This window comes from Planctomicrobium stercoris (genome assembly GCF_051465655.1).
Taxonomy (GTDB): Bacteria; Planctomycetota; Planctomycetia; order Planctomycetales; family Planctomycetaceae; genus Planctomicrobium.
Genome location: NZ_CP195791.1, coordinates 543643 through 556252, shown reverse-complemented (window position 1 = coordinate 556252; position 12610 = coordinate 543643). Strand labels below are relative to the sequence as shown.

Annotated in this window: 8 protein-coding genes; 7 read left to right on the top strand and 1 reads right to left on the bottom strand. The window is 57.3% G+C overall.

The window, feature by feature from the left end:
* Nucleotides 1-20 precede the first annotated feature (20 nt).
* Nucleotides 21-2456 carry a hypothetical protein gene (locus SH661x_RS02305; protein WP_437227606.1) on the bottom strand — a complete coding sequence of 812 codons (2436 nt, stop codon included), beginning with the start codon at nucleotides 2454-2456 and terminating at the stop codon, nucleotides 21-23.
* Nucleotides 2457-2642: 186 nt separating this feature from the next.
* Here SH661x_RS02305 and hemG point away from each other — a divergent pair, with 186 nt between their 5' ends.
* From hemG to SH661x_RS02270, 7 genes are all read left to right on the top strand, one after another.
* Complete coding sequence (hemG, locus tag SH661x_RS02300; protein ID WP_437227604.1) at nucleotides 2643-4130, top strand: protoporphyrinogen oxidase; 1488 nt, start codon at nucleotides 2643-2645, stop codon at nucleotides 4128-4130.
* Between the two features lie 301 nt (nucleotides 4131-4431).
* Nucleotides 4432-5694, top strand: a complete 1263-nt coding sequence (gene nuoH / locus SH661x_RS02295) for an NADH-quinone oxidoreductase subunit NuoH (RefSeq protein WP_437227602.1) — start codon at nucleotides 4432-4434, stop codon at nucleotides 5692-5694.
* Entirely contained in the window at nucleotides 5694-6362 is a 669-nt protein-coding gene (locus SH661x_RS02290; RefSeq protein WP_437227600.1) for an NADH-quinone oxidoreductase subunit J family protein, read from the top strand. The genes nuoH and SH661x_RS02290 overlap by 1 nt, the downstream gene beginning before the upstream one ends.
* 8 nt (nucleotides 6363-6370) lie before the next feature.
* Nucleotides 6371-6685, top strand: a complete 315-nt coding sequence (nuoK, locus tag SH661x_RS02285) for an NADH-quinone oxidoreductase subunit NuoK (RefSeq protein ID WP_437227598.1) — start codon at nucleotides 6371-6373, stop codon at nucleotides 6683-6685.
* A 54-nt stretch (nucleotides 6686-6739) separates the two neighbouring features.
* A complete protein-coding gene (gene nuoL, locus SH661x_RS02280; protein ID WP_437227596.1) occupies nucleotides 6740-9193 on the top strand; it encodes an NADH-quinone oxidoreductase subunit L in 2454 nt (817 codons plus the stop codon).
* A 64-nt stretch (nucleotides 9194-9257) separates the two neighbouring features.
* Complete coding sequence (locus SH661x_RS02275) at nucleotides 9258-10859, top strand: complex I subunit 4 family protein (RefSeq protein WP_437227594.1); 1602 nt, start codon at nucleotides 9258-9260, stop codon at nucleotides 10857-10859.
* Between the two features lie 62 nt (nucleotides 10860-10921).
* Nucleotides 10922-12601, top strand: coding sequence for an NADH-quinone oxidoreductase subunit N (locus tag SH661x_RS02270; protein ID WP_437227592.1), 1680 nt, complete (start codon nucleotides 10922-10924; stop codon nucleotides 12599-12601).
* The last annotated feature ends 9 nt before the right edge of the window (nucleotides 12602-12610 follow it).

Here is a 12610-nt window from a genome sequence, read left to right as displayed (position 1 = left end):
TAACTCCTAACTCCTATTTCCTACGCCAGCTTCAGGAGTTTCCTCGCCAGCCATTCCGCAGACAGCAGCATGGCCAGCAGAATCATCACCCAGTTTCGGTCCCAGAGCTCCCGGATCCGCTGATCGATAATGACCCGTTCCCCCTTGTTCGGAAACAGAGCAGGAATCGCTGCTGCAGCCTGATCCAGCTGGAGATACTCACCGGCGGTCCCTTCGACCAGCCGCTTCAACAGTCCTGCATCCTGCACCAGCGACGAGGCTTCCTGACGCGGAAGCTGAACGTCGACTTCGGCAACCACCTTCTCGGGAGAGTCCGGCAAGGCGAATTCCAGGCGGTAACGTCCGGGCATCAGCGGACGGAAATCTCCCGTGAATTCAGACGGTCTGAGCGGATCGCGACGCAGTTGAGGACTGGGGACTACGGGAATCCCGCCAGACCGGAACGCATCGATCGTGACGATATCATTGGCCAGCGGCTGGAATTGTGGATTCAGAGCTCGCAAGCGGAGGGGAATGGTCTGTCCCAGTGTAAACTCGCGGCCATCAAGGATGAACATCCCTCTCTGCAGTCCACGTTTCGATCGCCCTTCCGCAGCTTTGCGGACCAGTTTGATCCAGAGCCGGTCCAGGTAGGCTGGGTCAACCGCCCGCAGCCGCCACATCTCCGGACTTCCCAGATAGAGCACCTGTCCCTGTCCATAACGCTGACCAGCGAACACCACAGGCTGACCACCAGCTCCCCGGGAGAGAGGATCGGAGAACTCGGCATAGACCGTTGTGCCTGCTTTGGCGCCTCGAGTGGGGTAGGCGAGACAGACACCCGGAAACTGACTCCAGATGTCTTCGTTTCCGGTTTCGGACAGCTTCAGGAATTCCGCAGTCTGACCTTCCTGGGTGAAGGCCAATGGAAACACAGACTTCGCAGCTTCGCGGTTCGAGAGTCGCAGGCTCACTTCTTCCAGCAGGACGGGATAGAGCTTGCGAATCAGCTCCAGGTCGGTTTCGGCCGCCAGAACCGGGGTATAAACATCCCCAGCAACCGCGACCATTCCTCCCCCTTCGTTGGAGATCCAGTCAGCCAGCAGTTGTCGCTGTTCCGGAGTGAACTGGGACCAATCCGGATCGAACGCGAGAATGACGTCATATTCGTAGAGCGCCTCAACAGTTTCGGGGAACCGATACAGAAGCTTGTCAGCTTCCTGACTGATTCCGGGTGAAGCCGACTGCAACCAGACATCCGTTTCCATGGAAGGGTGACGATAGAGAATCGTCCGGGCGTAGCGGTAATCGCGAGAAGGTCCCCCAGCAATGATCAGCACTCGCATCGGTCGGTCGAAGATACTGACGCTGCGGGTGAGTTGATTGTCATCCTCGCGCGTCTCCAGTCCCCCATCCACGCGAGCCCGGACGGTGTATTCGAAGTTACCGGCACCGGGCGGCTTCAATTCGAAGAGGACTTCGCGGGGAGCACCATCATCAGCGAGAGTCTGTTCCTGCGTGTAGACCACAGTCGGTTCAGAATCATCGGGGCCTTGCTGAAGAAGTTCGACGTTGATGTTGCGCCCGGAGAGACCGGTGCCGCGCAGCATGGCCGTCAGTTCAAAGGCGTCCCCCTTCTGGACGTCGGTGGGGGCGACGATGCGGGTGACTTCCAGATTTACTGGCGGTTCGGTACTTCCCACCCCGACAGCCACGAGTCGGGTTCCCTGTTCACGCGCCCGATCGCGAGGCACCTGCACATCGCGTCCCGCATTCGATGCACCGTCGGAAAGCACCAGCACTCCCGAAAGGGTGGGAGACTTCCCTTCCACCAGAAGCGTATCCAGCGAGTCACCTAACCTCGTGGTCAGACCGGACGCTTCCAGAATCTTCCCCCAATCCACGCTCGGTTCCTGCGTCGGATCGATAGAAGTCTGTGTCGCTCCGGTCGTGGCGTTGAAGCGGCTGGGCAAGCGAACCAGAAGTTCACTCAGATCAGAATCGAAGGAATACACATCGACAGAGTGCTGCGAGCGGAGTTCATCCACCAGCGGGCTCTTCTCCAGCAGATCGTTCACTGCGGCCGCGCGTGTCCGCTGCGGAACGCCGGTGTTGCGAGGGTCTGTTTCGGGTTGCTGCATCGATTGCGAAGTATCAACCAGCACAATCACCCGGGAATCCCGATAGGCATCAGTCTGGGTCCGCTCATGGGGATTGAGAGCGACGACAATCGCAATGGCCAGGAAAAGGACTCGCAGGCTCGCCAGAAACAGCACCCAGTTTCGCCCGACAATGCGTTTATCCCGCAAGGCGAACCAGACGGTAGTTCCCATGGCTGCCAGCAGCAGCACAATCGGAATCCAGTCCTGCCAGACGTAGGGGAGATCCCATTCCAGCGTGGAACTCGTCAGCTCACTGCCCGACTGAGCCAGCAGGCGCGAGGAGAAGAACGTGTTGGGGAACTCGCTGCCGGCCAATCTCGATCCTTGTCATTCCGAGGTGCATTGATTGTCGAGTGTTCCTCAGCGGCAGGCAAGGCCATGTCACTTCGAAGCAGAAATTTCGTCGGGAGCAAAATGTTGACCCGCAGGCTTGAAGTGTGCCGCCAAACCAGCAAGATCAATCACTCAACCTCCGGATTTCCACCTGCACCGAGCAACTTGTTGTCCACCTCCCCCGTCACTCCTGCTTCTCCGCCCCGGCTGCGAATTGCCGTGATCGGAGGAGGAATTACCGGAATGGCGGCAGCCCATCGGCTGATCGAACTTGCGGCGGACACGAGCTTCCCCCTCGATTTGCGGATCTTCGAAAGCAGTTCCCGCATGGGAGGGGTCTTCGGATCGGAGCAGATTGGAGACTATCTGATCGAGCGGGGTGCCGATTCCTTCATCACGAACAAGCCCTGGGGAATCGATCTGTGCCGAAGACTGGGACTTGAAGACCAGCTGATCTCCACAAATCCCCGCTTTCGCCGCTCTTTGATCCTCTCACGCGGACGTCCCGTCGCCACGCCCGAGGGTTTCAATCTACTCGCACCGGCAAAACTCTGGCCGATGATGACCACGCCGCTTCTCAGCTGGAGTGGAAAACTTCGACTGGCAGCAGAACCCTTCATCGCCAGACGCCGGGAAAAGACCGATGAAAGTCTGGCCGCCTTCGTCCGCCGACGTCTCGGCCCCGAGATGCTCGATCGGATCGTGCAACCGATGGTCGGGGGAATCTATACCTCCGACCCGGAACACCTCAGCCTGCAGGCGACACTTCCACGCTTCATCGAAATGGAGCGAAAGTACGGCAGCCTGCTCCGGGGGATGAAAAAGCAGAAACAGCTCGAGGGTTCCGCCGGACGAAGCGAGTCCCAATCCGCGAGTGGCGCGCGTTACGGACTCTTTGTTTCTTTCCGCAACGGCATGCAGCAACTGCTGGACACGCTCGAACAACGGATCGTCGCCCAGACTCAGCGTCGTTCCGGCCCTCAAGTGACCAGAATTCAGCAGCTGGAGCAAATGACGGGATGGCGAATTGAAACAGTAGACGGACGCACAGAGGAATTTGACGGAATCATTCTCACCGTTCCGCCCCGCAAAGCTGCCGATCTGCTGGGGAACGTGAATCCCGAAGCAGCGGCGGTGCTGGGGAAGATTGAATCCGCATCCAGTGCCATTGTCGTCACCGGACATTCGCTTTCGGATGTGCAGCATCCGCTGGACGCATTCGGACTCGTCATTCCCCACACGGAGAAACGCCGGATCCTGGCCACTTCCTTCCTGAGCCGGAAGTTTGACGGGAGAGCACCGGAAGGGAAGGTGGTGCTGCGAACGTTCGTCGGCGGCGCAATGCAACCCGAGGTTTTAGATCAGTCGGATGACTCGCTGATCGAGACCGTTCTGCAGGAACTACGGTCGATTCTCGGTGTGCGCAAGACTCCCGACTTCGCTGTCGTGGCGAGATATCCGGAGGGGATGCCTCAATATACTGTCGGACATCTGGAACGGATCGCGGAGCTGCAATGCTGCGAACAGGCATTCCCGACGCTTCAGCTGGCCGGCAATTATCGCAGCGGCGTTGGCGTTCCCGACTGTATTCAGAGCGGTGAACAGGCTGCGGAGTCGCTCTTCAAGACACTTCAAGCTCCGCGCAGCTCAGGGTGAAATTTCCGAAACAATGCCCTTGCCCGGGATTTTTCAACGTGAGCGACCGCTGGTTATTCGTGAACCAATCACATCTTAGGGCGATCCTTGAAATTCGATTCTCAGCATCGGAAACCGCTTTCGTGTCGCTTGAAACACCCATAAGCATTTGTCATAACACTTTACTTAAATGAGGCGGGCCTTTGCGCGGACAGGTTTTGCGCTGACGATTCCGAAGGCTCGAATTCAAGCTGCGTACACAATTCGTTTCGCGTTCCTGCGAAGACAAAGCCCGTTGCGGATACAGAAATAGGCGTCGCGAATGATTTCGCCGATCCTGGCCAAGACTCTTTCCGACGGTTTGGTTGAGTTCGCTCATCTGAGCGAATCCGGAGCCATGTTTGTGGCGGCCCTGATCCACACAGCTCTGGTCGGTCTCTTTTTCGGATTGCCGGCCTTTGCTTTTATCTGGGCTGAGAGAAAAGTGGCAGGCCGCATTCAGGACCGTCTGGGCCCCACCCGGGTGGGAGGCCGCTTCGGCTGGCTGCAGTCGCTGGCGGACGGCATCAAGCTCATCCAGAAAGAAGATCTCGCGCCGCTGGCTGCGGATCACATGCTGTTTCGAATCTCTCCGTACATTGTGGTGGTGGCCGCGTTTGCAGCGTTCATTTTCATTCCGTTCAGCGACGGCTGGACCTCAGTCTCCATGGACAGCGGCTTGTTCATCGCGCTGGCGGTTCTCTCGCTGGAAGTGCTGGGGATTGTGCTGGCGGGGTATTCCAGTGCCTCCAAGTGGTCGCTGTTCGGGGGGATGCGTGAAGCCGCCCAGATGGTGAGCTACGAAGTCCCGCTGGGAATCACCGCTGTCATTCCCGTGGTGATTGCCGGGTCAATGAATCTGAATGAAATTGTCGCGATGCAGGGGGGCGGGATCTGGCACTGGTTCATCTTCCATGACCCATTTTCCTTCTTCGCGTTCTTCGTCTTCTTCACGGTAACCCTGGCCAGCAACAAGCGGGCACCGTTCGACCTCGCGGAAGCCGAAAGCGAACTCGTCGGAGGATTCCACACGGAGTACTCCGGAATGCGCTGGTCCTTCTTCTTTCTGGCTGAATACGCCGCCATGTTCTTCGTCAGCATGCTGGGCATTCTGCTGTTCATGGGGGGCTGGTGGACCGGAATCCCGTTCATCGATCACGCATTGATCTCCGTTGGTGACGGCACCACAGCGTACGGCTACCTGACCCGGGTGCTGGGCATGGTCGTCCTGATGACAAAGGCAGGGCTGCTGGTCTTTGTGCAGATCTGGATTCGCTGGACGCTGCCGCGATTGAGAATCGACCAGGTGATGACGACCTGTTTGAAGTATCTGGTGCCGATCAGCTGTTTCCTGTTCCTCGGTGTGGTCACTTGGCCATTGATTCTGGCGTCGACGATTCAACGATCGTCAATCTGGTCTCCAATCGGGAATCGGGTTCCTGCGTCGACTCGGTCTGTTGAAGAACCGTCCCGCCCCGCAGCTGCCCTTCCACAACATCAACTCGAATCGCTGTCTTTGAAGATGCCCGCGGGAGGAGAGCGCTAATGGAACAGTTTCTCTTCATCCTGTATGCCCTTTTCGCCTGTGGCGGCGCAGTGGCAGTTGTGCTGAGCCAGAACGTCGTGCGGATGGCGTTTTATCTGGTCGTTTCACTCGGCTCGACGGCAGCACTGTTCTTTCTGCTCGGTGCCGACTTCATCGGGGCAACGCAGCTGTTGATCTATGTCGGCGGGACCGTGGTACTGCTGATCTTCGGTGTGATGCTGACAGCGAGTGCCCCGTTCAGTTCAATCAAGAACACTCCTGCGGAGATCCTGCAAGGGGGTGTTGTCGGTCTCGCGTTTCTGATGGTCGTCATTTCCACGGTGCTGTCGGTGGACTGGGCCAAAACGCAGGAGACACTGGCTCACGCGGATTCGCATGCGATCTCGGAAACATCCGGCTTCAACCCTGCCCAGGAAGGGAATTCGTCACGTCGAATCGGAATCGCCCTGCTGGGAATGCGATTCGATCGCGATCTGCAAACGGGTGAGCACGCTGCCGAAACTTCTCATGTGGACGGAGAACATGCCCATGAGCATGCTGAGCCGCAGAGATTCAGCACGGGCTATCTGCTTCCTTTTGAAATTGTGTCCGTGCACCTGTTGGTGGTGCTTGTCGGTGCAAGCTATCTGGCCCGGTCGAAACGGCCTCATCCCGCCACCGCGGCCTAGGAGTCATCGTGGAAGAACACGTCAGCCTCAACGCTTATCTGGCAGTCGCAGCGGTGCTGTTCGTCTGTGGCGTGGTCTGCATGGCCACCAAGCGAAACGGCATTGGGGTGCTGATGGGAGTGGAGCTGGTTCTGAACGGAGCGAACATCAATCTGGTCGCGTTCTCCAAGTATGGAGTGCTGGGACTGGACGGTCAGATCATGGCACTTTTCGTCATCGTCCTGGCAGCTGCCGAAGCTGCTGTGGCCCTGGCGATTGCTCTGAATTTTTACAACAACCACCTGACGATCGATGTGGATCAGGCCAACGAACTGAAGAACTGATCTTCAATTCCAGCCAGTCCTGAAGTCAGTCAGTCAAATTTGCGGCGAGAAACGATGTCTCCCGAGTTATATCAAGTTGGGACTACGCTCCAGTGGCTGCTGACAGCTGCCTGGCTGTTGCCACTTCTCGGCTTCTGCGTCGAAATTTTCGGCGCCTACTGGAGCAGCAGGACGAGCAAAACCCCAGCCTACCTGGCGGTTGGATGCATCGTCACCGGCTTCGTTTTCAGTCTGATTGCCCTGTGCACATGGGTCGATGTGGCGGATGCGAACCTGTGGTCCATGAGGCCCGCTGAAGACCATCATGCCGCGGATTCTCACCTTGATGAAGAAATTCCAGATGCACCTGTCACGAAAGTGCATGCACACGAAGATGCAGCACATCACGATGCCGCGCATGGCGAAGAATCGCATGCACACACCGGGGATCATCACACCGAACTGAACAATCCGTTCAAGGCAGCTTTCTCCGGCACGTTTTATCGACTCGGGAAATTCGGCAACCTCGATGTCTCGCTCGACTATTACATCGACGGCCTGACGGTGACGATGTTCGCTATGGTCACGCTCATCGCCTCCTGCATCCACATCTTCGCCCTGGGGTACATGAGCGATGAACTGACGAGTCATTATGAAGATCATCAGGTCCACCTCTCCGGAGGACGGCATTTCCATCGCCCCGGAAGATACTACCGTTTCTTCGCGTTTCTCTCGCTGTTCTGCTTCGCCATGCTCGGACTGGTGCTGGCAGGAAACATCTTCCAGGTCTTCATTTTCTGGGAACTGGTGGGGGTCTGCAGCTACTTCCTCATCGGTTTCTATGTCGAACGCAAAACGGCCAGCAATGCAGCCAATAAAGCCTTCATCATGAACCGCGTGGGAGACTTCGGTTTCCTCATCGGACTGATGATCATCTGGACCTGGTTTGGCGTCTTCCACTTCGCCGAAACCAATCCGCAGGCGACACGTGCTCCTGGACTGTTCCAGATCGTCCGCTCAGTGGACGGTGTCATGCACACCGCAGGCGAGGGATCGGAAAAAGTTGTCGAACTCAGTGCTCATGGCAACTTCCCCAAATCGTCCATGCCTTACTGGCTGCTGACTGCTGCCGGGCTGGGAATCTTCGCAGGCTGCATCGGCAAGAGTGCCCAGTTCCCGCTTCAGACCTGGTTACCGGATGCGATGGAAGGACCGACACCGGTTTCCGCACTTGTGCATTCCGCGACGATGGTGGCAGCGGGGGTCTATCTGGCCGGACGGTTCTATCCGATGTTCACTCCGGAAGTGCTGCTGGTCATCGCTTACATCGGTTGCATCACCCTGTTCATAGGGGCGACCATTGCCGTCGTCGTGACCGACATCAAACGAGTGCTGGCATATTCGACGATCAGCCAGCTGGGGTACATGATGCTGGCCATGGGGGTCGGCGGATGGATGGCTGGCCTGTTCCACCTGATCACCCATGCCTTCTTCAAGTCACTGATGTTCCTGTGTTCCGGAAGCGTGATTCACGGCTGTCATCACGAGCAGGACATGACCCGCATGGGGGGCTTGCACAAGAAGATGCCGATCACCTGCTGGACGATGTTCGTCGGGGTCGTGGCGATCTGCGGTCTCGCAGTTCCGTTCTTTCCTGCATTGCCGTTCGTCGGTCCGATCGCCTTCTCCGGGTATCACTCCAAAGACTCGATCATTGCGACTGCGTTGTCATTCACTGCATTGAATCCCGTTCACTCGCTTCTCTTTCTGATTCCCCTGATCACTGCGGGGATCACTGCGTTTTACATGTTCCGAATGTGGTTCATGACATTCTTCGGAGACCCGAAAGATGATCACGTCTACGACCATGCCCATGAATCGCCGCGCGTGATGACCGCTCCGCTCTTCGTGCTGGCGTTCTTTGCCATCACCGTCGGAATCGGCGGCGAAGACGGTCCGCTGGTCCATCTTCTGCACTCGGCGGAACCGGCGCATGTCGCTCCGGGAATGACAGCTGAACTTGGACCGGTCGCTTTTCCCAGCCGCCACGATATCCATGCGCATCATGCTCAGGCGGGCGCGGCAGCATTGGCAGTGGCCTTCGGCGGGACGATTCTTGCGTATCTCTTCTACTGCGTCGGCTGGGTTGATGTCCGGAGTATTCAACGGCAGTTCTCCGGCGTGTACGAATTTCTGGTCGACAAGTGGCGTTTCGACACTCTTTACGAGTGGATGTGGGTCCGTCCGGTGCATGTCATTTCGAAATGGTGCACCGCCTTTGACAAGTACGTGCTGGACGCCCTCGTGGCAAAACTTGCTTCGCTGACACTGGCCATCTCGAAATGGGACCGGATGTTTGATGAAGCAGTCATCGATCGTGCGGTGAATGTTCTGGGAGATTCGACGTATTCGCTGGGGAATTCTCTGCGTTATCTGCAGACGGGAAAACTCAGGCAGTACGTCATGTTTATCGCGGTCAGCGTCGTCTCATTGTTCATCCTGCTGTTTGTCTTCCTTCCGGGAAGGTAAACGTTTTTCGAGTCGGCCTGTTTCCCATAGAAATCAACCTCCTTTGGTTTAGCAATACTCAGCCATGCTCAATCCCGCTGCCCTGCTCAGTCTGACAATCTTCCTGCCGGCGATTGGAGCGCTGTTGCTCATGGCCTTCGACAAGAAGGCGGTGGAGGCGATGCGGAACTTCACGTTCTTCATCACCGTCGCCACCTTCGGGCTCACGCTGGCAATTCTGCAGCAGTTCGACCGCTCCGTCGGCGAAATGCAGATGCTGGTCTCGATCCCCTGGGTGCCGACCTGGAACATCAATTACCAGCTCGGGCTCGACGGCATTTCTCTCACCCTTGTCCTGCTGACCGCCTTTGTCTTCGTGATTGCTGCTCTGGCCTCCTGGAGCATCACACAGAAGGTGAAAGGTTACCTGATTCTGTTCCTCATCCTGGAAACCGGGGTGCTGGGAGTCTTCATGGCTCTCGACTTCTTCCTGTTCTATGTCTTCTGGGAAGTGATGCTCCTGCCGATGTACTTCCTGATCGGCATCTGGGGCGGGCCTCGCAAAGAATATGCTGCCATCAAGTTCTTTCTGTACACCCTCTTTGGGGGCGTGCTGATGCTCATCGCCATGCTGATGTTCTACTTCAACAGTGCTCAATCGGAGATCACCGGGCATCAAAGCATCTTCGATCTTCTGACACTCGCAAAAGTCGCTGAAGCGGGGCAGTTCACACGTGAAATGCAGATTGTCGCGTTCTGGCTGCTGGTGATCGGTTTCGCGATCAAACTTCCCTCCTTCCCGGTGCACACCTGGTTGCCGGATGCCCACGTGGAAGCTCCGACACCCATCTCGATGATCCTGGCGGGAATCCTGCTGAAGCTGGGAGGCTATGGAATCATCCGGATTGCCATGCCGCTGTGTCCGTACGGAACCCAGTATGCCGCGTATGCCCTGGTGGCGATCGGGACCTTCAGCATCATCTACGGTGCATTCGCTGCGATGGCACAGACCGACTTCAAACGTCTGGTCGCTTACAGCTCGGTCAGCCACATGGGATACGTTCTGGTGGGACTGGCTGTCTGGAAGATCAACGAAGCCACCGGCGCGACCGAAGGGGCTCACTTCTGGCAGATGGGAATCTCCGGCGCCATGTTCCAGATGCTGGCCCACGGGGTTTCCTCAGCGGGCATGTTCTTTATGGTCGGCGTTGTTTACGACCGCGTTCATCACCGCGACCTGAACAAGTTCGGAGGACTGATGCAGAAGATGCCGCTTTACAGCGCCATGGCGTTCGTCATCTTCTTTGCCGGTCTGGGACTGCCGGGCCTGTGCGGATTTATCGGTGAAGCTTTTGTCGTGCTCAGCATGTGGAACTACAGCCCGCTGCTGGCGATCATCGCTGCTTCGGGGGTGATTCTGACAGCAGGCTACATTCTCTGGACGATTCAGCGGGTCTACCTGGGACCGGAATACAAAGGTCCGCACCCGGAAGATCTGACCGACATGAATGGACGCGAAAAGACGATCGGGACGATTGTCTGTCTGTTCGCCGTCGTCCTGGGAATTTTCCCGTATACCATGCTCGGCCTGATGGAACCGGCTGTGGACCACCTGACGCAGGATCTCGCCCAGGGATATTCCGCGTTGCATGAAACTCCGGCAGCTGTGTCGAGTGTGAATCAATAGGCCCTCGTGCCGGGATCGCCAGTTCGGCATCCCTGCCCGTTTTTCCTGACTGAAATCGTGCGATGTCCGTACCTCAGATTCTGACACAATTTCGGGAACACGAAATTCCTCGTTCACTCGAGATTTTCGCTCCTGAAATGCTGCTCTGCTTCACCATCGTTCTGCTGCTCTTGTTCCGGATGACGGGACTGAGCCGCAAACTGCCGGTCCATCTCGTCGCCCTGCTGGGGACACTCGTGGTGTTTATCGGCGTCTTTACCCAGTTCATGTTTCTGCGGGTCGGGGCGGAGAACTCCGTTCTGAAAGCACTCTACGACGTGTGGGGGACAACGGCCCAGAACGTCGGAACTGTCGGCCCGTACTTCACCGGGCTGCTGGTACACGATGTCTTCGCCGTCTTCTTCCGCCTGGGGTTGAGCCTGTTTCTCGTCTTCGTCGTGGCACTCACCATTCTCAGCGGGATTCCCGATCAGGATGATGGTCAGGACTTCTATACGCTGCTGCTGGGGGCGACGCTGGGAATGATGCTCGCAGCAGGCAGCAATCACCTGCTGATGCTGTTCCTGTCGGTTGAGATGATGAGCGTTCCCAGCTACGCGATGGTGGCGTTTCAGAAGGGACGCAAAAAAGCGAGCGAGGCAGCCCTCAAGTACGTGGTGTACGGAGCAGGTGCTGCCGGTGTGATGCTGTATGGAATCAGTCTGCTGGCGGGTCTGGCCGGGACCGCTTCCATGCCGGAACTGGCCGGTCGCATTTCCACGGTGGTTGGAGACGGGGCTCTGGTGCAGACCAACGCCACAACGGTCACGCTGGTCCTGGCCATTCTGATGGTTCTGGCGGGGCTCGCGTTCAAACTCTCTCTGGTACCGTTCCATTTCTGGTGTCCGGATGCGTTCGAAGGAGCCTCTGCGGAAGTGTGCGGGTTCCTCTCTGTTGCGTCGAAAGCAGCCGCCTTCGCACTGCTGGTCCGATTCGTTCTGGCGTTCCAGGGATCGGGTGAACTGCTGCATCAGATCGGCGTGACTTTGGGGATTGCCCTGGGCTTCATTTCGATCATCACGTGCACCTACGGAAATCTCGCTGCGTATGTCCAAAACAATCTGAAACGCATGCTGGCCTACTCGACCATCGCCCATGCGGGTTACATGGTCATGGCGGTCTCAGCCATGTTGATCCTGCTGAACGCCCCCGGCGGTCCGACAGCACAGTCCGAGCTGGATGCTTCGGGATGTCTCGAAGGCCTGATGTACTATCTGGCGGTCTACCTGTTCATGAATCTCGGAGCATTCGCCTGCGTGGCGATGATCCGGAACGAAACCTTCAGCGAAGAGATCGATGCCTACCGCGGCCTGTTCCATGGCAACGGAATCACCCAGTTCCTGTGTATCTGTCTGGCCTGCTGCTTCTTCAGCCTAATCGGCATTCCGCCGATGGGAGGATTCTTCGGCAAGCTGGCGATCTTCCGCTCGGTTTACAGCGCAGGAAACGTCCACTGGTTCCTATGGGTCGTGCTCGCCTTTGGAGCGTTGAATACCGTGATCAGCCTGTTCTATTACATGCGGGTACTCAAGGCGATGTTCCTGGCAGAACCCGCTGCGGAACGCCGCAAACTTCAACTGCCCGGGGTCGTGGGGGCGTACATCGCGCTGATCACACTGCCTGTCATTCTGCTGGGAGCATCCCCGTTGATGGCGTATCTGAGTTCAACGGCCCAATACGTCGCCACGTCGATTTTGCATTGAGAACATTGA